21 protein-coding genes are annotated in these 21,264 nt (G+C 69.1%); 11 read left to right on the forward strand and 10 right to left on the reverse strand.

Features of this window, described 5'->3' with window-relative positions; genetic code table 11:
• Nucleotides 1-91 precede the first annotated feature (91 nt).
• Nucleotides 92-1,075 (reverse strand): LysR substrate-binding domain-containing protein, encoded by a 984-nt coding sequence (locus tag N8A90_RS10930; protein ID WP_262074892.1) that lies wholly within the window; start codon nucleotides 1,073-1,075, stop codon nucleotides 92-94.
• A 129-nt stretch (nucleotides 1,076-1,204) separates the two neighbouring features.
• On the opposite strand from N8A90_RS10930, the gene N8A90_RS10935 reads away from it, so the two are divergent.
• Entirely contained in the window at nucleotides 1,205-1,534 is a 330-nt protein-coding gene (locus tag N8A90_RS10935; protein WP_262074893.1) for a DUF2917 domain-containing protein, read from the forward strand.
• Between the two features lie 6 nt (nucleotides 1,535-1,540).
• Here N8A90_RS10935 and N8A90_RS10940 read toward each other — a convergent pair whose 3' ends face one another.
• Nucleotides 1,541-1,942, reverse strand: coding sequence for a BLUF domain-containing protein (locus N8A90_RS10940; RefSeq protein WP_262074894.1), 402 nt, complete (start codon nucleotides 1,940-1,942; stop codon nucleotides 1,541-1,543).
• A gap of 160 nt (nucleotides 1,943-2,102) precedes the next feature.
• Between N8A90_RS10940 and N8A90_RS10945 the strand changes: the two genes are divergently transcribed.
• Together N8A90_RS10945 and N8A90_RS10950 are read left to right on the forward strand one after the other, a co-directional pair.
• Entirely contained in the window at nucleotides 2,103-2,804 is a 702-nt protein-coding gene (locus N8A90_RS10945) for a Crp/Fnr family transcriptional regulator (protein ID WP_262075170.1), read from the forward strand.
• A gap of 124 nt (nucleotides 2,805-2,928) precedes the next feature.
• Nucleotides 2,929-4,221: a hypothetical protein gene (locus N8A90_RS10950; protein WP_262074895.1), complete on the forward strand. Its 1,293-nt coding sequence runs from the start codon at nucleotides 2,929-2,931 to the stop codon at nucleotides 4,219-4,221.
• A 7-nt stretch (nucleotides 4,222-4,228) separates the two neighbouring features.
• Here the strand turns inward: N8A90_RS10950 and N8A90_RS10955 are convergent, their stop codons facing one another.
• Nucleotides 4,229-5,161 carry a hypothetical protein gene (locus N8A90_RS10955; RefSeq protein WP_262074896.1) on the reverse strand — a complete coding sequence of 311 codons (933 nt, stop codon included), beginning with the start codon at nucleotides 5,159-5,161 and terminating at the stop codon, nucleotides 4,229-4,231.
• Between the two features lie 170 nt (nucleotides 5,162-5,331).
• On the opposite strand from N8A90_RS10955, the gene glmU reads away from it, so the two are divergent.
• Nucleotides 5,332-6,756: a bifunctional UDP-N-acetylglucosamine diphosphorylase/glucosamine-1-phosphate N-acetyltransferase GlmU gene (gene glmU / locus N8A90_RS10960; RefSeq protein WP_262074897.1), complete on the forward strand. Its 1,425-nt coding sequence runs from the start codon at nucleotides 5,332-5,334 to the stop codon at nucleotides 6,754-6,756.
• Here glmU and N8A90_RS10965 read toward each other — a convergent pair.
• The gene (locus N8A90_RS10965; protein ID WP_262074898.1) at nucleotides 6,753-7,250 is read right to left on the reverse strand and encodes an Lrp/AsnC family transcriptional regulator; all 498 of its coding nucleotides are present in this window, start codon (nucleotides 7,248-7,250) and stop codon (nucleotides 6,753-6,755) included. The two genes, glmU and N8A90_RS10965, sit on opposite strands and share 4 nt — an antisense overlap.
• A 140-nt stretch (nucleotides 7,251-7,390) precedes the next feature.
• Between N8A90_RS10965 and glmS the strand changes: the two genes are divergently transcribed.
• Together glmS and N8A90_RS10975 are read left to right on the forward strand one after the other, a co-directional pair.
• Nucleotides 7,391-9,271 (forward strand): glutamine--fructose-6-phosphate transaminase (isomerizing), encoded by a 1,881-nt coding sequence (gene glmS / locus N8A90_RS10970; RefSeq protein ID WP_262074899.1) that lies wholly within the window; start codon nucleotides 7,391-7,393, stop codon nucleotides 9,269-9,271.
• A 134-nt stretch (nucleotides 9,272-9,405) separates the two neighbouring features.
• On the forward strand, nucleotides 9,406-10,410 hold the full coding sequence (locus tag N8A90_RS10975) for a sodium:calcium antiporter (protein WP_262074900.1): 1,005 nt from the start codon (nucleotides 9,406-9,408) through the stop codon (nucleotides 10,408-10,410).
• Nucleotides 10,411-10,447: 37 nt separating this feature from the next.
• Here N8A90_RS10975 and N8A90_RS10980 read toward each other — a convergent pair whose 3' ends face one another.
• Entirely contained in the window at nucleotides 10,448-12,169 is a 1,722-nt protein-coding gene (locus N8A90_RS10980; RefSeq protein ID WP_262074901.1) for an EAL domain-containing protein, read from the reverse strand.
• A 271-nt stretch (nucleotides 12,170-12,440) separates the two neighbouring features.
• Here N8A90_RS10980 and N8A90_RS10985 point away from each other — a divergent pair, with 271 nt between their 5' ends.
• The 3 genes from N8A90_RS10985 (at nucleotide 12,441) to N8A90_RS10995 (ending at nucleotide 13,338) form a co-directional block, all read left to right on the forward strand.
• Complete coding sequence (locus N8A90_RS10985; protein ID WP_262074902.1) at nucleotides 12,441-12,740, forward strand: hypothetical protein; 300 nt, start codon at nucleotides 12,441-12,443, stop codon at nucleotides 12,738-12,740.
• A gap of 32 nt (nucleotides 12,741-12,772) precedes the next feature.
• Complete coding sequence (locus N8A90_RS10990) at nucleotides 12,773-13,021, forward strand: hypothetical protein (protein WP_262074903.1); 249 nt, start codon at nucleotides 12,773-12,775, stop codon at nucleotides 13,019-13,021.
• A 68-nt stretch (nucleotides 13,022-13,089) separates the two neighbouring features.
• Nucleotides 13,090-13,338 (forward strand): hypothetical protein, encoded by a 249-nt coding sequence (locus tag N8A90_RS10995; RefSeq protein WP_262074904.1) that lies wholly within the window; start codon nucleotides 13,090-13,092, stop codon nucleotides 13,336-13,338.
• Nucleotides 13,339-13,346: 8 nt separating this feature from the next.
• Here N8A90_RS10995 and N8A90_RS11000 read toward each other — a convergent pair whose 3' ends face one another.
• A complete protein-coding gene (locus N8A90_RS11000; protein WP_262074905.1) occupies nucleotides 13,347-13,871 on the reverse strand; it encodes a chemotaxis protein CheW in 525 nt (174 codons plus the stop codon).
• Between the two features lie 185 nt (nucleotides 13,872-14,056).
• Between N8A90_RS11000 and N8A90_RS11005 the strand changes: the two genes are divergently transcribed.
• Nucleotides 14,057-15,052, forward strand: coding sequence for a Bug family tripartite tricarboxylate transporter substrate binding protein (locus N8A90_RS11005; RefSeq protein WP_262074906.1), 996 nt, complete (start codon nucleotides 14,057-14,059; stop codon nucleotides 15,050-15,052).
• 13 nt (nucleotides 15,053-15,065) lie between these two features.
• Here N8A90_RS11005 and N8A90_RS11010 read toward each other — a convergent pair whose 3' ends face one another.
• Nucleotides 15,066-17,360, reverse strand: coding sequence for an FdhF/YdeP family oxidoreductase (locus N8A90_RS11010; protein WP_262074907.1), 2,295 nt, complete (start codon nucleotides 17,358-17,360; stop codon nucleotides 15,066-15,068).
• Between the two features lie 23 nt (nucleotides 17,361-17,383).
• A complete protein-coding gene (locus N8A90_RS11015) occupies nucleotides 17,384-17,881 on the reverse strand; it encodes an antitoxin Xre/MbcA/ParS toxin-binding domain-containing protein (RefSeq protein ID WP_262074908.1) in 498 nt (165 codons plus the stop codon).
• A gap of 259 nt (nucleotides 17,882-18,140) precedes the next feature.
• On the opposite strand from N8A90_RS11015, the gene N8A90_RS11020 reads away from it, so the two are divergent.
• Nucleotides 18,141-19,766, forward strand: coding sequence for a hypothetical protein (locus N8A90_RS11020; protein ID WP_262074909.1), 1,626 nt, complete (start codon nucleotides 18,141-18,143; stop codon nucleotides 19,764-19,766).
• A 40-nt stretch (nucleotides 19,767-19,806) separates the two neighbouring features.
• Here the strand turns inward: N8A90_RS11020 and N8A90_RS11025 are convergent, their stop codons facing one another.
• Entirely contained in the window at nucleotides 19,807-20,094 is a 288-nt protein-coding gene (locus N8A90_RS11025; protein ID WP_262074910.1) for a hypothetical protein, read from the reverse strand.
• A gap of 163 nt (nucleotides 20,095-20,257) precedes the next feature.
• Nucleotides 20,258-21,133, reverse strand: coding sequence for a RibD family protein (locus tag N8A90_RS11030; RefSeq protein WP_262075171.1), 876 nt, complete (start codon nucleotides 21,131-21,133; stop codon nucleotides 20,258-20,260).
• Nucleotides 21,134-21,264 lie beyond the last annotated feature (131 nt).

A 21,264-nucleotide genomic window follows, 5' to 3' on the forward strand; every position in this document is an offset into this window, starting at 1 on the left:
CGCGTCGCCTTCCCCCATCCGGGGGCGACACCAGCGGCCCGGCAAAGCCGGTTCCGCGGTGTCTCTGGCCTGGAACACCCAGGTGCCAGCATCAGTCCAGATGATCGACGGTGTCCGGGTCGGGCACCTCGCCGATGGTTTCCCGCGTGATGGCCGCCTGCTCGCGCAGCCAGTCGCAGAAGGCCTTGATCTCCGGTCGCGGCGCGCTGCGCGGGCCGATCAGCAGCCAGTAGGCCATCGGTGAATCGAGCCGGTGCTGCGGCAGCACCTCGACCAGGTCGCCGTTGGCCAGGCTCTCGGCGATGAGCGAGCTGCGCGCCAGCACCACGCCCTGGCCGGTGAGGGCGGCCTGCACCATCTGGTAGGCGTAGTTGAAGTAGAGCCAGCGCTTGGGCTGGGCGCGGCTCTGGCCGTTGTCCTCGAACCAGCGGCGCCAGGTCAGCCATTCGAGGTGCGTGCGGTGGGCGTCGCCGGCCTCGATCAGCGTGAAGCGGGCGATGTCCGCCGGCGTCCTGATGGGCGGGTTGCTCTTGATGAGCCAGGGGCTCGCCACCGGCGTGAGCGTCTCGCCGAACAGGCGGATGGCCTCCGGCGGCATGTTCTCGCGCGGGGCGTAGCGCAGCGCCAGGTCGACGTCGGCCACGTCGAGGTCGACGGCCGTGTCGCTGGCGTCGATGCGGATGTCGATGTCGGGGTTGTCGCGCTGGAAGGCTTCCAGCCGCGGGATCATCCACATCGAGGCGAAGGACGCGAAGGTGGTGAGCGACACGCTCTTGCGCCCGGCGCTCTGGCGGATCTGCCGCACCGCCCCGTCGATGCGCGGCAGCGACTGCTGCACTGCCAGCAGCAGCAGCGCCCCGGCGCTGGTCAACTCGACCGCGCGCGTGTGGCGCAGGAACAGCGCCACGCCGACTTCCTCCTCCAGCGACTGGATCTGCCGGCTCACCGCGGACTGCGTGAGCGCCATCTCCTCGGACGCGGCCCTGAAATTGAGGTGGCGTGCGACCGCCTCGAAGGCGCGCAGGTGGCCGGCCGAGATCGGGCGGGTGCGCAGGTGGGTCTGGGAGTGCTGCATGGATTGATGCGGGAATGGAATCAGTAGCGTACTTCCATTTCATTGGACCGCCAATGGCAGGGCGCCGATCATTCATTCCCGAAGCGTGCCATTGCGCTTTGGAGATCCAGCCCGTCAAAGGAGTCCGCCATGTCCGCCGCCCTCAGCCCTACGTCCTCGCTTTCCTCTCTGCCGTTGCCCAGCGCGGCGCTGGTCCCGCCGGCGGTTCGCCGCGGTGCCTGGCAGATCGCCGCCGGGCAGGCGATGACGCTGAAGGCGCGCAGCGAGAGCGTACTGCGGGTGCGCCAGGGGCGGCTGTGGGTCACCTGCAATGCGACCGCCCAATGGGGCAGCGAAGACCTGGTGCTGGCGCCGGGCGAGTCGCTGGTCGTGGCGGCCGGGCAGCAGCTGGTGATGGAACCCTGGGACAGCTTCGGGGCGACCTACAGCTGGGATGGCAGCGCAGACGCGGCGGCCTGAGCGCCTTCAGCCATTGACGTCGAAGCTCGGCCGGAGCGCCAAAAAGCGCTCCAGCGCGGCCGGGCCTTCGAGCGCATGGATGCCCGCCATGTCGTCCGGTTCGTCGCTCTGCGCGAAACCCAGGTCGAAACGATGGTAGCGGCGCTCGGCGCGCGGGCCCTCGTACAGCACCCGCACGTCCTCGTGCCGCGCGTCCTGCCGAATCCGGTCCATCAACGGGGCCAGGGCGTCGGGCGGACCTTCGAAGTGCTGGCAGAAGTGGAGGCCGTCGAACACCAGCAGCCCCGTGATGCCGCGCTCGGCATTGCGCGCGCGCGCCTGGGCGACGATCTGGCCGACCACGGTGGGCCGCTGGCGGGGGGCGAGAACGCTGACGTAGAGAAGTTCGAGAAGTGCGGGTGCGGACATGGACGCGAGAGAGTGGCCCAGAAGTGTAGGAAGCAGCGGCCATTCTTGAAATGTCAAAAGACACTCCCGCCGCGCCTATAGTCCCGGCGTGAAATTCGACGAACACACAGGGCCCACGCCCCTGCCGCCCCATTGCGACCGCCCGTGCGAAGCGTGCGGGCTGCGCGGCAACGTGGCCTTCCTGCCGATTTCGGCCGAGGAACTGAAGGCGATCGAAGCCTTCCGGGTCGGCACCCGTCGTGTCGAGGCGGGCGGCACGGTCATCGAGGAGCATTCGCGCAGTGCCCAGCTCTACACGCTCTACGCAGGATGGGCCTTCCGCTACAAGTCGCTGAGCGACGGCCGGCGCCAGATCCTCAGTTTCCTGCTGCCGGGTGACTTCATCGGGCTGCAGGACGAGTTCGCGGAAGGGCAAACACACGGGGTGGAGGCCGCATCGGACGCGAGCTTCTGCGTGTTCGAGCGCCGCCGGCTGTGGGACCTGTTCCATGCGCAGCCCAAGCTGGGCTACGACATCACCTGGCTCGCCGCGCGTGAGGAGAAGATGATCGACGACAACCTCGTCACGACCGGCCGGCGCAATGCCGGCGAACGGGTGGCGATGCTGCTGATGCATCTCTACCGGCGGGCGGAGCGCGTGGGCATGGTGCGCGACGGCTGGGTCCCGTTCCCGTTCAACCAGCGGCACATCGCCGATGCCCTGGGGCTGTCGCTGGTGCACACCAACAAGACACTGCGGCGATTGCAGCGCATGGGGCTGCACAAGATCGACGGCGGCTGGCTGCGCATCCTCGAGCCGCATGCGCTCGAGGCGCTGGGCGACTATTTCGAGCGGCCTTTGCGACATGTGCCACTGATCTGAGGCGCCCGCCTGGCCGAAACGGCCGCGCCTTCGCGTATCGTCGGGGCTCCTCGCCGGGAGGCGGCCGCTGCTGTCGGCTTCGTCCTCCCCCTTTCATGCCGTCACCCTGCGCCCCCTCCATTCCGTGAAGCTTTTTTCCCGCGAACGCCTGCGCCAGGTCGTCATGGTCGGCGGCATCGAGTCCTTCGGCGTGATCCTGAGCGGCATCGCCGGCCTGCTCATCGTCAACGTGCTGCCCAAGGATCAGTACGCCGCCTACACCTTCCTCATCGCCTGCACGACGCTGATGATGGGCATCACCGACCTGGGCGTGGCGCATTGCTGCATGCCGGTGGTGGGCCAGCGCACGCGCGACGTGCCCTGGGTCGTCGCCGTCTGCCATCACGTCTTCCACAAGCGCTGGCTGTTGCTGTCCCTCGGGCTGGTGATCATCGTGCCGTACTGGTACTTGAGCTCGCGCGAGCACCGCTGGACCGGGCCGGGCTACTGGCTCGCCTCGGCGGTGGCGATGGGCGGGGTGCTGGTGACGCTGCGCGAGCACAACGCCAATACCGTGCTGCTCATCCTCGGGAAGATCTCGACGCTCAATCGCGTTGCCTTCAGCACCCATGCCGTGCGCATCGTCTTCGTCGGTCTGGTCCTGTTGCTGCCCATGACCATTTATTCGACAGCCGGGTTGATCGCTGCGACCGTGGCGGCCAGCATCGTGTCGCTGGTGTTGTACATGCGCGCGTTCCGCGCCCAGCACATCGGCGATCACCGGCTCGATGCCGAAACGGGCCGGCGCGTCGATGGCGAGATCATCCGGATTGCCAAGCCGCTGATACTGCCGGCCATCTTCTACCAGGTGCAGGGCGTGGTGACCGTCTTCATCGTCTCGCTCTTCGGCACCGCCAACATGGTGGCCGAGGTCGGCGCCTTCGGCCGCCTGGCGATGGCGCTGGTCGTGGTCGACCGGGTGGCGAACATTCTGCTGTTCCCGGCCATCGCCCGGGCACAGACGGGGCCGCGCTTCGTGCGGGTGCTGGCGCAGGTCCATGGCCTCTACCTGCTGGCGATGGCCTGCACCTTCATGACCTCGCTGCTGTTCCCGCAGTACTGGATCCTGCTGTTGGGCGAGCAGTACCGCAGCATGACGCCGCTGGTCTGGATGATGTTCCTGTCGTCGCTGCTGAGCAATGCGTCGGGCTTCGCCTTCCGGACGCTGACCGTGCGCGGCGCCACCGCGCGGCAGAGCTTCAGCATCGTGGCGACGTTGGTCACGCAGGTGCTGTACCTCTGGCTGATCGGCATCAGCGATCTGAAGTCGGTGCTTGGTTTCGGCCTGGCCAGCAGCGCCGCCAACTGCGTGTTCCAGTACGCCCTGCTGCTCGCGCGCTGGCGTGAATGGCGCACCGAAGCGCCGGCGTCCGCCTGAAGGCGCTTCAGCGCCGCTGGTAGACCCGGCCGATGGCCGATGCCACCCGCAGCGCGAGGCGGTGGCGCTTGAGTTCCGCGTCCGAGAAGATCCGGATCGGCCCCTCGACATGCTCGAAATACGCCTTGGTCGCCACCGACGGCGACTGGCCGGCGAGCGCCTTGCGGATGTGCGGCGTGTTCCAGGGTTTGGGCGAGCCGATCGCGTGCGACAGGTAGTAGCCGCCCGCGATGAAGTCCATCGCGTCGGGGCCGGCCGTGTTGAGCGCCGCCTCGTGCGCGGTCAGCGCGAAGTTCAGCGCGTCCTGGTCGGTCGAATGGAAGAGCGCCGCCGAGCCGCCCGCCTTCAGGTGCTTGACGCCCTGGTTGTAGCCGAGCACCAGCTGGCACAGCCGCTCCCAGAGCACGAGGAAGTCCAGATGCTGCCGCGGCACGCCGATGAAGCCGGCGTTGTAGTAGCGCTCGCCCGGCCGGATCGACGGGATGCCGTGCTCGGTGAAGAAGGCGTTCCAGAGCAGGCGCTTCGGGTGGCGCGACGGGAAAGCCCAGTTGACGTCCTCCGCCAGCGACAGCGCGTCGTCGGTGAACCAGCCGCAGAACGACGGCCAGTCGCACTTCACGACGATGTCGGGGTCGATGTAGGCGACCAGGTCGGTGTCGGGCGCATGCTTCTCGAAGACCTCGCGCAGGAAGGTCGGCTTGTAATAGGTGAAGTGCATCGGCGTGTCGAGCAGCACCATGCGCAGCTGGAAGGCCGGACTCACCTGGTAGGTGGCGGTCGCCGCGTCGTAGGCGGGCGATTCGGTGAGCCACGCCGGCAGGGCGCCCCGGTAGCCGGCCCACAGCACGCCGGAGAATCCGGCCGTGACGAGCGAGTTGGACAGCGCGGCAACCCCGAAGTGGTAGTTCCCTTCGAACAGCGTACAGAGAGAAATTTTCATGAAAGCTTGGGTTGGCGGCGCCAGAAGTGTATTCAAAAGTTTTAGTTTCCAGGTGCTTTTCCAGGAGCGCCGCGCGATTGTTGCAGTTTGGGGGCGCCAAACCGTGACGAAATGGGCAGTGCACCTCGGCCGATAATCCGGCCCCACCGAACGCGAGAGAAGCAAGAAGCATGAACCAGGCGCAAACCGAGAAACACGCAGCGGCGGTCGATGTCGTGGTGATGGCCGCGGGCAAGGGCACCCGCATGAAGAGTGCCCGCCCGAAGGTGCTGCACCGTCTGGGCGGCCGGGCGCTGGTGGCGCGGGTGCTCGACACGGCGGTGCGCATCGGCGCGCGCCATGTGGTGGTCGTCACCGGCCATGGCGCCGACGCGGTCGAAGCGGCCATCGGCGCCGAGTTCGCCGGCATGGCGCCCCGTTTTGCGCGTCAGATGCCGCAACTCGGCACCGGGCATGCGGTGCAGCAGGCGGCTCCGTTGCTGCCCGACGATGGCGTCGTGCTCATCTTGTCGGGCGACGTGCCGCTGATCGGCGAGCCCGCGCTTCAGGCGTTGATCGCGGCCTGCGCCGGCGAGCGGCTGGCGCTGCTGACCATCGAGTTCGACGACCCGACCGGCTACGGCCGTGTCCTGCGGGATGCATCCACCGGCCAGGTGCTCGCCATCGTCGAGCAAAAGGATGCCACTGCGGCGCAGCGCGCCGTGCGCGAGGTCTACAGCGGCGTGATGGCCGTGCCGGCGCGGCAGCTCAAGACCTGGCTGGCCCGACTGGACAACCGCAATGCGCAGGGCGAGTACTACCTCACCGACATCGTCGGCTTCGCGACCGCCGACGGCGTGCCGGTGGTGGCCCACCGCATCGACGACCCGGTCCAGGTGGCGGGCGTCAACAGCCCGGCGCAGCTGGCCGCGCTGGAACGCGCCTTGCAGCAGCGCCAGGCCGACGCGCTGATGGCCGACGGCGTGCGGCTGGCCGACCCGGCGCGCTTCGACCTGCGCGGTACGCTGGCCTGCGGCATGGACGTCGAGATCGACGTCAACTGCGTGTTCGAGGGCGCCGTGGTGCTGGGCGACGGCGTGCGCATCGGCGCGAACTGCGTCATCGCCAACGCGCGCATCGAGGCGGGTGCGGTGATCCACCCCTTCACCCACATCGACGGCGAACAGGCCGGCGTGACCGTCGGCCCCGATGCGCGGGTCGGCCCCTTCGCCCGTCTGCGCCCCGGCGCCCAGCTGGGCGCGGAGGTGCACATCGGCAACTTCGTCGAGGTGAAGAACTCCACGCTCGCCGCCGGTGCCAAGGCCAACCATCTGGCCTACCTGGGCGACGCCACCGTGGGCGCCCGCGTCAACTACGGCGCGGGCAGCATCACCGCCAACTACGACGGCGCGAACAAGCACCGCACCGTGATCGAGGACGACGTGCACGTCGGCAGCAACTGCGTCTTGGTGGCGCCGGTGACCATCGGTGCGGGCGGCACCGTCGGCGGCGGCTCGGTCGTGAGCAAGAGCACGGCGCCCGGCGCCCTCACGGTGGCGCGCGCGCGGCAGACCAGCTTTGCGAACTGGCCGCGGCCGCAGAAAAAGCAAAGCTAAGGCGCTGCGGCCGGCAGGACCGGCAGCCGGGTGTCGAACTTCGCCCGCTTGATGGCGAAGAAGGCCTTGACGTTGCGCACGTTCGCGTCGGCCGTGAACAGGCGCTGCGCCAGGGCCTGGTAGCCCGGCATGTCGCGCGCGATCACCACCAGCAAGAAGTCGGGGCCGGGCGAGACGCGCCAGCACTGCTGCACCGCGTCGTCGGCGATCGCGCGCGCCTCGAAGGCGTCGAGCGCCGCGGCGTCCTGCCGATCGAGCGAGACCTCCACCAGCGCCTGCAGGCCGTGGCCCAGCAGCGGCGCCAGCCGGTCGGGCGACAGGATCGCGACCTGGCGCTCGATCAACCCGGCGGCGCGCAGCCGCTGCACCCGGCGCAGGCAGGTCGGCGGCGAGATGTGGTGGTCGGCGGCCAGTTGCTGGTTGGTCTGCGAGGCGTCGCGCTGCAGGGCATCGAGCAGGCGCAGGTCGATCGCATCGAGTGATATGGATTCCACTATCGGCCAATCAATGGAATAAAAATTCATACAAATGAGTGGATGGAATTTTATTGCTATCAACCTCAAATAAGGAAAACATCATTCATGCGGTGCGGCCTACGATCGCCGCACTCGGACACAACCCCAAAGGCCCTCCCATGTGCGGCATCGTCGGCGCAGCCTCCCATCGCAACATCGTTCCCGTCCTCGTGCAGGGCCTGCAGCGGCTGGAATACCGCGGCTATGACTCCTGCGGCGTGGCCGTCCACGCCAACGGCCTCACCCGCACGCGCACGACCTCGCGCGTCGCCGACCTGGTGGCGCAGGTGCGCGACGACCATGTCGAGGGCCTGACCGGCATCGCCCACACGCGCTGGGCTACGCATGGCGCGCCGGCCGTGCACAACGCCCATCCGCACTTCAGCTACGGCCCCGGCGAAGGGCCCGACAGCACGCGCCCGCCGCGCGTGGCGCTGGTGCACAACGGCATCATCGAGAACCACGAGGCGCTGCGTGCGTCGCTGCAGGCGCGTGGCTACGTGTTCTCCAGCCAGACCGACACCGAGGTCATCGCCCACCTGATCGACAGCCACTACGACGGCGACCTGTTCGAGGCGGTCAAGGCGGCGGTGCAGCAGCTGCACGGCGCCTACGCCATCGCCGCGATCTGCCGCGACGAGCCGCACCGCGTGGTCGGCGCGCGCGCCGGCTCGCCGCTGATCGTCGGCCTGGGCGCCGACGGCACCGAGCGCTTCCTGGCCAGCGACGCGATGGCGCTGGCCGGCGTGACCGACCAGATCGTCTACCTGGAAGAGGGCGACGTGGTCGATCTGCAGCCGGGCAAGCACTGGATCGTTGATCGCGCGCACAAGCCGGTGAGCCGCGCCGTGCGCACGGTGCAGGCGCACAGCGGTGCCGCCGAGCTCGGCCCCTACCGCCACTACATGCAGAAGGAAATCTTCGAGCAGCCGCGCGCCATCGCCGACACGCTCGAGGGCGTGCAAGGCATCGTGCCCGAGCTGTTCGACGGTGTCGGGCAGGACGGCGCGGTCGGTGCCAGCGCGCACCGCGTCTTCCAGGCCATCGACAAGGTGCTGATCCTCGCCTGCGGCACCAGCTACTACAGCGGCTGCGCGGCCAAGTACTGGCTCGAAGGCATCGCGAAGATCCCGACCCAGGTCGAGATCGCCAGCGAGTACCGCTACCGCGACTCGGTGCCCGACCCGAAGACGCTGGTGGTCACCATCACGCAGTCGGGCGAGACGGCCGACACGCTGGCCGCCCTGAAGCACGCCCGCTCGCTCGGCATGGCGCACACGCTGACCATCTGCAACGTCGCCACCAGCGCGATGGTGCGCGAATGCAAGCTGGCCTACATCACGCGCGCCGGCGTGGAGATCGGCGTGGCGTCGACCAAGGCCTTCACCACGCAGCTGGCGGGCCTGTTCCTGCTGACGCTGGCGCTGGCGCAGGCCAAGGGGCGCCTCCGCGACGAGGCCGAAGCCGGCTACCTGAAGGCGATGCGCCATCTGCCGGTCGCGCTGCAGTCGGTGCTGGCGCTCGAGCCGCAGATCATCGGCTGGGCCGAGGACTTCGCGCGCAAGGAGAACGCGCTCTTCCTCGGCCGCGGGCTGCACTACCCGATCGCCCTGGAAGGCGCGCTGAAGCTCAAGGAGGTGACCTACATCCACGCCGAGGCCTACGCCGCCGGCGAGCTCAAGCACGGGCCGCTGGCGCTGGTCACAGCCGAGATGCCGGTGGTCGCCGTCGCACCGAACGACGCGCTGCTCGAAAAGCTCAAGAGCAACCTGCAGGAAGTGCGCGCGCGCGGCGGCGTGCTCTACGTGCTGGCCGATGCCGATACGCACATCGAGAACAGCGAAGGCATCCACGTCATCCGCATGCCGGAGCACTACGGCGCGCTGTCGCCGTTGCTGCACGTCGTGCCGCTGCAATTGCTGGCCTACCACACGGCCTGCGCGCGTGGGACCGACGTGGACAAGCCGCGGAATCTGGCCAAGAGCGTGACGGTGGAGTGAGAGGCCCCTTCAGGCCGCAGCAGCATCTTCTGTTCTGCGACCCCGCGATCCTGCGCTGAATCAACCCCGGCGAAGAAGGCGCCGATAGACTCACGGCTCCTTCCCTCCTGGCATCGCCAGCACCGGCCCTTGAGATGACCCTGTCTTTCCTCGCGTGGGCGAAGTTCTTCCTGTGCGTTTCCGTCATCGGTCTGGCCGGCTTCAGGCTGGTCCGGTACGGCGATGCCATCGCGGCCCTGACGGGCATGTCGCGCAACTGGGTCGGCATGATCCTCATCGCCACCGTGACCTCTTTGCCGGAGTTGGTCACGGGCCTCAGCGCCGTGACGCTCGTCGCGGCACCGGATATCGCGGTCGGCGACGCCTTGGGGAGCTGTGTCTTCAATCTGGCGATCTTCGCGCTGGTCGATCTTCTCTATCGTGACGAATCGGTCTACGCGCGGGCCAGTCCGACCCACGTCCTGTCGGCCGCTTTCGGCGTCCTGCTGCTTGGCGGGACCGGTCTGGCGATTCTGCTGTCGGCGGGCGAAGTCATCCCTGTCTTCGGCCACGTGAGCGCCGCCAGTGGCGTTCTGCTGATGCTCTACCTGTTCGCGATGCGCACGATCTATCGACTGGAGCAGCGCCAGGGCATCGATCCTGCGGCGGAACTCACGGGCATGTCGCTCGGACGCGCATTGACCGGCTACGGCATCGCCGCCTCGGCGATCGTCGCAGCAGGCATCTGGCTGCCGTTTGTCGGTGTCGAACTCGCCCAGACCATGGGTTGGACGAACTCCTTCGTCGGCACGCTTTTCATCGCCTTTGCCACATCGGTGCCGGAAATCGCAACGACGCTCGGGGCGCTGCGCATCGGGGCCATCGACATGGCGCTGGGCAACCTTCTGGGCAGCAACCTGTTCGACGTCCTCATCCTGGTGCTGGACGACCTGGTCTATCGGCCAGGCCCGATCTTCCGAGACGTGGCGCCCGTGCACGCTGCCACAGCGATCTTCGCCTGCGTGATGAGCGGCGCCATCATCGTTGCGCTTGTCGTGCGTCCGACGACGCGGGTGCTTCGCACGATGAGCTGGGCCAGCCTGTCGCTCGTCGCGCTGTACCTGATCAACGCGGCGGTGCAGTTTCGGCACGGTCAATAGCGCGCACCTGCAGGCATGGGTCGCGGCGCCGGCCTCCTCACACGACGGGGCCGCCCGCCTCGCGGATGGTCAGCCCGGTGGCGCCCAGCTTGGCTTCGTGCTTGGCCAGGGCGGCGGCGTTCGCCACGTCCTGGGCGTCCTCGAAGTCGCCCGGCGCCACCAGCAGCGCGCCGATCGACAGGGTGGTGAAGCCGAAGAAGCGCAGCACGCCGTGCCGGTCTTCGCCCTCGATGCCGCCGGCCTCGAGTTCGCTGTCGTCGTAGAGGCGCATCGCGGCGCTCTCGAACTGGTCGATCATCCGCAGGCAGCGCTGCTTCCAGTCGGCGCTCCGGAAGAGCACCAGGAAATCGTCCCCGCCGATGTGGCCGACGAAATCCCGCGTCGCATCGGCGTTGCGCACCGCGATGCGGGCCAGCAGCCGGATCATCTCGTCGCCGCGCCAGTAGCCGTAGTGGTCGTTGAAGGCCTTGAAGTTGTTCAGGTCGCCGTAGCAGGCGACGAAAGGCGTGTTGTCGATCAGCAGTTGCTCGATGTGGATGCTGATCGGGATGTTGCCCGGCAGGAAGGTGAGCGGGTTGGCGTGGCGCGCGGCCTCCACGCGCAGCTCGGTCACCGCACGCAACAGCTGGTCGGCCCGGCCGAGCCCGGCGTATCGCCCGTTCTCGGTGACGATGAAGCCTTCGCTCAGGTAGCGCGGGTCCGAGGCCATCAGCGTGGCCACCAGCTCCTGCACTTCGGCGTCGAGTTCGACGATGTGCGGCGACGGGTTGGCCAGGGCACGGCACGACGCGCGGCCCGACATCTCGCGAAAGCGGGGGTGTGCGTAGGCGTTCATGAAGGCCAGGCGCCCGATCAGTGCGACCGGCCGCCCGTCTTCCACCACCGGCAGCGCCTGGAGGTCCATGCGCGATTCGAAGAGGGCGAAGACCTCGTCGTTGACCGTGTGCCACGGCACCGTGGGTGCGTCGACCATGGGCAGGCTGCGCAGCACGGTCTTGAGCGATCCCTGTGCCGGCGGCGAATCGATGTCGGGCGCCGGGCCGTGCAGGGCGTCCTGCACGGCCGGCGCCACCTCCGGCGTGGCAGGGTCGGAGGTCGCGGTGCCGACGAGCAGCGGCCCCTGCGCATGCGACACGCCGATGTCGCGCAACGCGGCGAGGTCGTCGGGGTCGGCCACACCGGTGGCGATCAGCGTGCTGCCCATGGCGTGTCCGAGTGCCACCACCGCGCGTGCGACCTCGAGGCGCCGCATCGACCGGGCGATCCCGCGGGTGAGGGCGCCGTCGATCAGCATGTAGTCCGGGGCGAGCTCCGCCCACAGCCGGACATGGGTGGATTCGTCGCCGAGCTGGCCGATGGCCCAGCGCAAACCCTGGTGGCGCAGGGCGGCGACGATGCCGCGCAGGTCGGCGTCCGAGCATGTGCGGACGGCGGCGCTCACATCGATGACCAGCGGCGCCCGGGGCATGCCGAGCGCGGCGAGCAGCTTCTGCGTCCAGCGTGCGGTCGGGCAGGTGGCCGCTTCGTGCAGCGCGGCCGCGCCGGGCGCCACGATCAGCAGCGCGGTGCTGCTCGTGGCATCGAAGGCCGCCGCATCGGCCGGCGCGCGGCTCGGCGCCGCGGGCAGCCGCGTGCCCCATCGGCCCGGCAGGCGCAGGTGGTGGCCCACCGCGACGACCCGGTTGAGGTCGACGATGGGCTGGCAGCGGAGCGCGAGCGGATCCGTGTCGATCTGTTCGGGCAGGGTGTCGATGGGCATGGGGCATTCACCGGTTTCATGAACCGGTCCCTGGATATCGGCACGGGCCGTGCAATCTTGAAGCGCGGGGCCCTCCGTGCGAGGAGGCGCCGCCGAATGTCAGAGGGTGCCCGAAGGCGTCAGCACCTTGTCCGATTGTTGGATGTGACGATTTCCCATAGGGTGTTCGCATGCCGAATGCCTGCTGCTGCCTCCCTGATCATCGCCCCTCGCGGGGCCGCGTGCCTCGTTGCGCCCTCCTCTCGGTGTTGCCTGCCAAGGGGCGATCGCGATGAGCTTCATGTCGACGCTGGAGGGCCTGCGCGAGGCACTGGCGTGCTGCGCGGCCACGCTCGTGGAGCACCGGGCCGACCTGATCGAGTCGCTGGGCGACCGCATGTGCGGCAGCGGCACCGGGCCCCGGCCGGAGGAGGTGGAACACCTGCACCTGCTCGAGCGGATGCATGACGCGCTGCGTCTGGCCTATGCAGAGGGGTTGCTGCGCGCGGGGCAGGGAGCCACACCGGAGGCACTGCAAAGTAGTACCTTGGTTTTCGTTAAAAACGCCCGCGATGCGGCTTCAATTCGTTGACAGTCTTGTGACTGCAAGAAAGTGTAGGCACAATGTACTACATGACGCCTACATGCCCCCCCTCATGGACCTCGAAGGGACTGCTCGCGGTCCTGCGTGACACCCTTCCGGAGCACGACCTCGCCTCGGCCACCGCGCCCGAGGCCGTGCCGGCCACGCTGCGCGCGCCGTTGCTCGACGACGTCGACGCCCGGCAGGCGCGGATCGAACGCATGGGGCAGCGCCTCAAGCAATTGGTGCAAGTGGCTGACGCGCCCGCCGCGACGGCCGTGACAGCATAGTCCTTGCAAGCAGGCGACTTCTCCCGTCTTTCTCGTTGTCCATCCAACCTTCCAGCAGGGCCACTCCCATGAAATCTCAATCGGAAGCCATCCGCGACGGTTACTCCGTCGATCTGTCCGGCCCGGGCCGCCCCATGGGCGCGCGGGGCAAGTACCCCAACTACGACGTGATTCCCCTGCTGACGGACATGGAAGCCGAGTTGCTCAACACGCTGTCGTTGATTCGTTCGCTGCTCGCCGAAGGCGCGGCCACCGAAGACTCGAAGCACGGCGTGGTCCAGGCGATCGACGGCTTGCTGTCGGTGGCCCGTCACTGAGGCGTGCGTCAACCCGCCTCGGCACAGGCCGGCGCCCGGTCGTCGTCCGGGTGTGTCGGGCAGGCCTGGCGCGCGTCGGCCTCCAGGAGCCGGTCGAGGTCCAGCAGTCGCAGGGCTTCACCGTCGTGGGTCCGAATCTCCAGGCTGTAGGCGTCGTCCCGCCGCGGGGCATGCGTCATGTCGCTGCGGCGCACGCCCAGGACACCATCGGCGGTGAAGCACGCCAGCCCTGCATCGATGGCCGCCACCACCACCACGGCCGAATGCGCCAGGTCGGCGGCGGGCAGCCCGAGTGCACGGCGCAGATCGAGGTGCGGAACCATCGCCCCCCGCAGGTCGAGCCAGCGCCGCTGCTGCACCGAGGGCCGGCTCAGGCTGGCCACGGCGCCATACCCGCGCAACTCCTGCACCTGCCGCATGTCGATGCCGCAGGCCGTTCCGGCGAGCCGGAATGCCAGGCATTCCGAAGGCAGGAACGAGGCCACCCGCATCGCAGGGGGAAACGATCGCGTGGGGGGCAGGGCTTCTCTCATCGGGCGGCTCCGGTGGCAGGGGCTGGCGGTGCGGGCGACGGCCGTCGTCTCGCTTCCTTTCCTCTATCGTCCCTTTCCGAAGAAACTTGAGGGGCCCTTCATTTCGTCGAATGAAACATTTTGTTGACTTGTGTGATGGAGTTTCCATGCGTAACGTCATGTAACCCATTTCCTCGTCTCTTTCGATGATCACCAAGCGCCGCGCCCTCGAATCCCTCGCCCTGACCCTCTGCGCTCCGGCCGCCTGGGCACAGAAGCCGACCGCTTCGGGCGGCACCGGCGCCTGGCCCGTCAAGCCGGTGCGGCTGCTCGTCGGCTTCCCGGCCGGCGCGTCCCCCGACCTGGCGGCGCGCGCCATCGCGGCGCCCCTGTCGAAGGCGCTCGGCCAGCCGGTGCTGGTGGAGAACAAGCCGGGCGACAGCGGCAACCTGGCGGCCGATCTGGTGGCGAAGGCGCAGGACGATCACACCATCGGCGCATTGATCAACGGCAATCTGACGATCGCCAAGCTCCTCAACCCCAAGACCCCTTTCGATCCCGAGAAGGATTTCGCGCCCGTCGCCATGGTCGGCACCGCGCCGCTGGTGCTGGCCGTCACCGGCAAGGCGCAGGGCGCCACGCCCACCGAACTGCTCCTGTGGGCGCGCAACCTGAGTTCGCAGGGCAGGTACGGCACGCCGGGCATCGGCACCGTCGGCCATCTGGGCATGGAACTGGTCAAGAGCCGCAGCGGCATTCTGGCGACGCACGTGCCGTTCACCGGCAACCCGCAGGTCATCGCGGCGATGCTCGCAGGCGATGTGCAGCTCGCGCTGCTGCCGCCGGCGCTGGTCAGGCCGCACCTGCAATCGGGCAAGCTCAAGGCCATCGGCGTGACCTCGCCGCAGCGCAGCCCGCTGTCCGGCGACATGCCGACCCTGCGCGAGGCCAACGTGCAGGGCGCCGATCTGGAGATCTGGACCGCCATCGCGGCGCCTGCGGCCATGCCGACGGCCGCCGTGGCGCGTCTGAACGAAGCCCTGTCGGAAGTGACCCGGGTTCCCGAGGTGCAGCAGGCGTTGCTCGCCGCGGGCTGGCAGGCCCAGCCGGGCACGCCGAAGGCGCTCAGTCACCGGATGCGGCAGGACACCTCGCTGCTGGGCGGGGTGATCCTGATGCGCGGTATCAAGATCGAGACCTGAGTCCGCTCACGCTTCAGCCGGCGCGCCGCAGCCGCACCGGCACCGACTTGTACGACGGCGTCCCGCTCTGCGGATCGCGGTGCGCCAGGGCGACCAGCACGTTGGCTTCCGGGTAGTAGGCGCCAGCGCAGCCACGGGGGATGTCGTACGCGACCGCGGTCAGGTTGCGCAGGACCGCACCGGGCGCCGGCGCCTCGCCCTCGAAGGGCGCGGCCTCGAGGTCGACACGGTCGCCGGCGGCCAGGCCTTGCGCCGCCAGGTCGTCGGCGTTGACGAAGACGATGTCGCGCCGGCCGACGATGCCGCGGTAGCGGTCGTCGAAACCGTAGATCGTGGTGTTGTACTGGTCATGGCTGCGCAGCGTGGTCAGCGTCAGCACCTGGTCGCCGGCGGTGCGCGGGTCTTCCTGGATGCCGGGCATGACGATGAACGCCGCCCGGCCCGACGCGGTGGGCCAGACCCGCTCGGCCGGCCCGATCGGCAGGCGGAAGCCGCCCGGCTGCCGGATGCGCTGGTTGAAGCGCTCGAAGCCCGGCAGCACGCCTTCGATGCCGTCGCGGATGCGGTCGTAGTCGGCGACCATGCCCTCCCAGTCGATGCCGTACCGGCCGGCGAGTACCGCCTTCGCGATGCCCGCGACGATCGCGGGCTCGGAGCGCACCTGGTCGGACGGCGGCGGCAGCCGGCCGGTGGAGGCATGCACCATCGACATCGAGTCCTCGACGGTGATGGACTGCGCGCCGCCGGCCTGCAGGTCGAGTTCGGTGCGGCCGAGGCAGGGCAGCAGCAGGCTCTGGCGGCCGATGAGCAGGTGCGAGCGATTGGGCTTGGTCGCGATGTGCACCGCCAGTTCCAGTCGGCGCATCGCCGCGAAGGTGCGGCCCGGGTCGGCCATCGCCACCGCGAGGTTGCCGCCCAGGCACATGAGGAAGCGGGAGCGCCCCGCGGCGATGGCCTCGATGGCCTCGCCCGCGTCGTGGCCGCACTCGGCGGGCGGCACGAAGCCGTAGACGCGCTCGATGCCCTGGCGCAGCGCGAGCGGCGCCTTCTCGTCGATGCCCACGGTGCGGTTGCCCTGCACGTTGGAGTGGCCGCGCAATGGGCAGATGCCCGCGCCGGGCCGCCCGTAGTTGCCGCGCAGCATCAGCAGGTTCGAGATCTGCTGCACGTTGTCGGTGCCCAGCCGGTGCTGGGTGATGCCCATGCCGAAGGCGACGATGGTCGACCTGGCATGGCAATACAGCGCGGCCACGCGTTCCATCGCGGGCCGGTCCAGACCCGAGGCGCGTTCGATGTCGGGCCATGCGGTGGCGTGCAGGTCCTGCACCAGCGCGTCGAAGCCGTTCGTGTGCGTGGCGATGAAGTCGCGGTCGAGCACGCCCGGCCCGCCCGCGGCGAGGTCGTTGGCATCCAGCGCCAGCACGCCTTTCATGATGCCCTTGAGCGCGGCGGCGTCGCCACCGACCTTCACCTGCAGGTAGTCGCTGGCGATCTGCGTCGCGCCGAAGGTCGCCATCTCGAGCGGGTCCTGCGGCGCCGCGAAGCGCTCCAGCGCGCGTTCGCGCAGCGGGTTGAGCACCACGATCGGCGTGCCGCGCCGCGAGGCCGCGTGCAGCGTCGTCATCATCCGCGGGTGGTTGGTGCCGGGGTTGTGCCCGATCGAGAGAATGAGATCGGCCTGGTCGAAATCCTCCAGCGACACCGTCCCCTTGCCGATGCCGATCGAGCGCGGCAGGCCCACGCTGGTGGCCTCGTGGCACATGTTCGAGCAGTCGGGGAAGTTGTTGGTGCCGTAGGCGCGCACGAAGAGCTGGTAGAGGAAGGCCGCCTCGTTCGACGCGCGGCCCGAGGTGTAGAACTCGGCCATGTCGGGCGAGGGCAGCGCGTGCAGCACGGCGGCGATGCGGGCGAAGGCATCGTCCCAGCCGATCGCCACGTAGCGGTCGGTGGCCGCGTCGTAGGCCATCGGGTGCGTGAGCCGTCCCAGGTCTTCGATGTCGTGGTCGTTCCAGCCGAGCAGTTCGGTCACGCTGTGGCGCTGGAAGACTTCGGGCGTCGCACGCTTGCGCGTGGCTTCCCAGGTCACGGCCTTGGCGCCGTTCTCGCAGAACTCGAAGGTCGAGGTGTGCTTCGGGTCGGGCCACGCGCAGCCGGGGCAGTCGAAGCCGTGCGGCTGGTTGTTTCTGAGCATGATGCGCGTGCCGGAAATCGCATTCATCTGGCCGTGGATGGCCTTCGCCACCGCGCCCAGCGCGTCCCAGCCGCCGGCGGGGTGCGCATAGTCCCGGATGCCTGAATCGTTGGCCATGGGTGTCTCCGATCGATGGGTGTTCAGTGGCCGCAGGCGAAGCGCAGCGCACGGGCCGTGTCGTGCACGCGGGCGAAGTCGGTGTCGACGAGACGCAGCGGCGGCGCACCGCCCAGCCAGGCATTGGGTTCGACGAACCAGTCCGCGAGCTCCCAGTCGTCGAGCACGTCCGACAGCTCCTCGATCAGCACGCGCACCGGTGGACGCACGGCCAGATCGCCCGGCTCGAACTGGAAGATCGGCAGCCAGCGCTGTCCCGCCCAGTCGAGGCTGACCACCGTGCGCGCCGTGATGGCGCGGGCGAGCGCGGACAGCCCGGTGAACGGCTGCCGGGCCGCGATCTCGGCCCCGTCGGCGAGCCCGCCCGACGCGCGGTAGGCGTTCAGCAGGGCGATGAAATGCGCGTCGCTGTCGGCGACGGCGACGGCGACGGCGACGGCGTCCATCGCGCCAGGCCACGCCGCCAAGCCGGCGCTGCGCGGTGGGGAACGGGTGTCGGCGGGGTTCTGGATGGCTGGCATGAGGGCTCCTCGGCGGCAGTGCGAACGCGTTGAAGCCCCGATGGTGCGAGCCGGTCCTTGCCGGGCGGTGTCATTTCGCGGGCGGCATGTTTCAGTTGCAATGCAGTGCGCCTCGGAGCGCCGCGCGAGGTCCGCCCCCGCCTGTCCGTGTCGCTTCCGCTTGCGCGGCTGCGCGTGGCGTGCGCTCAAGTTTTTCACGCTGCGGCCGATAAGAAGGATGACCCGGTCATCGGGCGCCTTCTTTCGATTGGAGTTCGGAGTGATCCTCAACCTGACCACGGTCAGCCCTTCGGTGGGGGCCGCGGCGATGGGTTCCTCGCGCACGACCAGCCCGGTGGCCCCCACGGACAGCGCATCCTCGCAGGCAACGGCCGTACCGGCCGCCGTCTCCGTGACCCTCGGGCAGGCGGCCCGGTCCGCCGATACGACCTATTCGATGTCCAGCCGCACGGCCGTGGCGACGGTGTGGGAGCAGCGGCCGGACGACGCGATCTCGTCGCGCATGGCGAGCAATGTCGCCTACCGCTCGTCCGGAAGCCGGTTCCAAGGCCTGGGCGCCGCGATGCTGGAGCGCTTCGGCACGGAGGCTGTCGACTTCTCGCAGTCGGTGACGGTGCAGAACACGTCCGCTGCCAACCAGGGCTCGGCTGTCTCGGCCCTGCAGGCCGCGATGCAGTCATCGCTGCACACCGACGCCGACAACCAGATCACCTTGTCGATCCAGACCGCCAGCGGCGCGACGGTCGAACTGAGCCTGGGCAGCCAGGACGAAGGCCTGGCCGTGCAGGTCAAGGTCTCCGGTGGCGAGCTCACCGAGGCCGAGCGCGAGGCGCTGGTGCAGCTCTCGGGCGCCTTCCAGGAAGCCATCGACGGCCTGGGCGCCCTGCCGCCGAAGCTGGCGCTGAGTGGCCTCGCGAAATTCGATCCGACGGTGCTGTCGTCGGTCGACTTCCAGGCGCGCATCGAGACCGACGACAAGGGCGCCATCGGAGCCGTCGCGTTCCATGCCGACGCGCAGTCGCGGTCGGTGAGTGCCACCGGGCCGTCCGGCACGGTGAAGGTCGACGTCGATCTGTCGAACCCGGCCATCCTCGGCAATGCCGCGCAGCAGGCCCGGACCATGGCGCGCTATCTGCAGCAGTTCGACACCGCCGGCAGCCGGGGCCGGGGTGACGCGGCCCTCGTGGCGATGTTCAAGGATGCCTTCACACAGATGAACAGCGACTACGGCGTGACGGCCCCCGTGGAGGGCCGCGCGGCGCCGGGTGTGATCGCGCTGAACGCGGGTGACCACAGCCTGCTGAGCGGGCTGGCCGACTTCAGCGCGTCGATGGTGCAGGCCTCGGAGGCGTCGAACCCGATGCGGTCGGAAGAACTCGACACCTTCTCGTACAAGGTCTCGCAGAACACGAGCGTGACGGGCCGCGATCCGCGCGACCGCAGCATCCACCAGGACCAGCAGGCGCAACTGAGCGCCAGCTACCACCGGGCGCTGTCGCCGGAGCTGTCGCTCTTTCTCACGATGGCGAAGGAATCGCAGTTCTACGAGTACGTCCAGATCGACGACGAGGCCAAGGTGTCGACCGATGTCGCGTACAGCGACGGTGTGCGCATCGATGCGTCGGTCCAGCAGTCCGCGCGCCAGTCCACGCGCGTCCAGCGCTACCTGATGGGCAAGCTGGAATCCGACACGACCTTCCCGTCCGAGGTCACGCGTGCCGCGAACGTGCGCGAACTGCTGAGGACCGTCGAGAAGGCGGCGCTGTCGCGCGACCCCGAGGATGCGCGCCGCCGCGACCAGGCGCTGGCGGTGGCCGGTTCGCTGGCGGTGCTGCCGGACAGTCCGGCAGCGCTGCAGCGGGGCATCGACACGACGCCCCCTTGATCGTCGTGTCGCCGGCGCGTGAGCGGCACGGAACGAATACTCAGGCGCCGACGAAGCTCAGCCGTGCCTCGTGGGCGACGCTGTCGCGCACGATGTCGCGGGCCTCGTCGTCGGCGAAGTCCATCAGGGCATCGCCGATCTCGTCTTCGTCGAGCGCGAACAGCAGTTCGATCGCCTCCTGCTGCGCTTCCGAGAACGTCCCGGCCTGGCTCAGGCGGTCGAACGTCGCGGCGGTTTCCTGCGGGGCCAGCAGACGCATGTCGAGCAGCTCGAGGACATGGCGGATCTGCGAAGGGGTCAAGGGCTGCGGGTTGGCGAGAGGCTTCATGGCGATGGATCTTTCAGTGGGTTCGGGGACCGTTCCTTTGTGGCGAATCGTGTCTTGGTGGTGAGACCCGAGCGTCGCCGAAAGGGCTGCCAGCGTGCTGGCGGGTCCGCGCAAAGCGCGGGCGCCCGTGTGGAAAGTCTCGAACGCGTGGGGTGTGCTGTCGTTAATTCGATACGGGCCGCTGCGCCGGGCTCAGGTCGAGGTCCCACAGCACGTCGCCGCCGAGCGCGAAGGTGCGCGCAGGCGGACGCAGCGCGTCGCCCATGGCGTCCGAGCGCCGGACCTGCAGGCCCGGTTGCCCCGCGCCGATGACCACCGGCGCCACGATGAGATGCAGCCGATCGAGGCAGCGCTGATGCACGAACTGCGAGACGGTCACGCCGCCGCCTTCGACGAAGAGCAGGCGCAGGCCGCGTTCGCGCAGTGCGCCGACCACCTCCGGCAGCGACAGCCGATCCCCCAGCGCCGGGTGACGGGGCAGGGCGATGACGTGCGCAGCGCCCAGGCGCGTTTCGGCGCGCGTGCGATGCGCGGCGTCGCACACCAGCAGCGTGGGCGCCAGCCCGTCGGTGAAGACGCGCGACGTGGCTGGCACGCGCAAGGAAGGGTCGAGCACCACGCGCGTCGCGTTGTCGCCGGGCACGCGCCGGGTCGTCAGCTGCGGGTCGTCGAGGCACACGGTGCTGGCGCCGACGATCACGGCATCGCACAGCGCGCGCAGCCGGTGCAGGTGCACCAGCCCTTCCGGGCCATTGACGAAGCAGGAGTCGCCGCAATGCGTGGCGATGCAGCCGTCGAGGCTTTGCCCCAGCTGGCCGACGGTCCAGTCGGCGTCGTCGCCGCGGCGGTCGAGCAGGGGCTTGAGCAGCGCGAAGAGTGCGCGCGCCTCGTGGTCCCAGCCGTGCTGCAGCGCGTAGCCCTGCGTGGGCGACCACGAGAGCGGCAGGTCGGCGTCGACCGGGCGCAGTCCCTGGCGACGGCGGCGCGCGATGTCGATGCACCACGGCCACAGCGCGGCGACGTCGCCCTCGGCGGGCATGGTGTTCAACGGAAGCGGAACAGCGCTCACACGACCTCCTGTCGCGCCATCGTGGCGCCGACGGCGCCAGACCGGGGGCTGGCCAGCCAGCAAAGTTGTAACGGGATCCTCAACTTTTCCCGGGTGGCGCC

This window comes from Variovorax sp. N23, assembly GCF_025486315.1.
Taxonomy (GTDB): Bacteria; Pseudomonadota; Gammaproteobacteria; order Burkholderiales; family Burkholderiaceae_C; genus Variovorax.

Bases quoted from the DNA above. Each gene is read 5' to 3' on its own strand.
- N8A90_RS10930 (WP_262074892.1), bottom strand. From the start codon at position 1,075: ATGCAGCACTCCCAGACCCACCTGCGCACCCGCCCGATCTCGGCCGGC.
- N8A90_RS10935 (WP_262074893.1), top strand. From the start codon at position 1,205: ATGTCCGCCGCCCTCAGCCCTACGTCCTCGCTTTCCTCTCTGCCGTTG.
- N8A90_RS10940 (WP_262074894.1), bottom strand. From the start codon at position 1,942: ATGTCCGCACCCGCACTTCTCGAACTTCTCTACGTCAGCGTTCTCGCC.
- N8A90_RS10955 (WP_262074896.1), bottom strand. From the start codon at position 5,161: ATGAAAATTTCTCTCTGTACGCTGTTCGAAGGGAACTACCACTTCGGG.
- glmU (WP_262074897.1), top strand. From the start codon at position 5,332: ATGAACCAGGCGCAAACCGAGAAACACGCAGCGGCGGTCGATGTCGTG.
- glmS (WP_262074899.1), top strand. From the start codon at position 7,391: ATGTGCGGCATCGTCGGCGCAGCCTCCCATCGCAACATCGTTCCCGTC.
- N8A90_RS10975 (WP_262074900.1), top strand. From the start codon at position 9,406: ATGACCCTGTCTTTCCTCGCGTGGGCGAAGTTCTTCCTGTGCGTTTCC.
- N8A90_RS10980 (WP_262074901.1), bottom strand. From the start codon at position 12,169: ATGCCCATCGACACCCTGCCCGAACAGATCGACACGGATCCGCTCGCG.
- N8A90_RS10985 (WP_262074902.1), top strand. From the start codon at position 12,441: ATGAGCTTCATGTCGACGCTGGAGGGCCTGCGCGAGGCACTGGCGTGC.
- N8A90_RS10990 (WP_262074903.1), top strand. From the start codon at position 12,773: ATGTACTACATGACGCCTACATGCCCCCCCTCATGGACCTCGAAGGGA.
- N8A90_RS10995 (WP_262074904.1), top strand. From the start codon at position 13,090: ATGAAATCTCAATCGGAAGCCATCCGCGACGGTTACTCCGTCGATCTG.
- N8A90_RS11000 (WP_262074905.1), bottom strand. From the start codon at position 13,871: ATGAGAGAAGCCCTGCCCCCCACGCGATCGTTTCCCCCTGCGATGCGG.
- N8A90_RS11005 (WP_262074906.1), top strand. From the start codon at position 14,057: ATGATCACCAAGCGCCGCGCCCTCGAATCCCTCGCCCTGACCCTCTGC.
- N8A90_RS11010 (WP_262074907.1), bottom strand. From the start codon at position 17,360: ATGGCCAACGATTCAGGCATCCGGGACTATGCGCACCCCGCCGGCGGC.
- N8A90_RS11015 (WP_262074908.1), bottom strand. From the start codon at position 17,881: ATGCCAGCCATCCAGAACCCCGCCGACACCCGTTCCCCACCGCGCAGC.
- N8A90_RS11025 (WP_262074910.1), bottom strand. From the start codon at position 20,094: ATGAAGCCTCTCGCCAACCCGCAGCCCTTGACCCCTTCGCAGATCCGC.
- N8A90_RS11030 (WP_262075171.1), bottom strand. From the start codon at position 21,133: ATGCCCGCCGAGGGCGACGTCGCCGCGCTGTGGCCGTGGTGCATCGAC.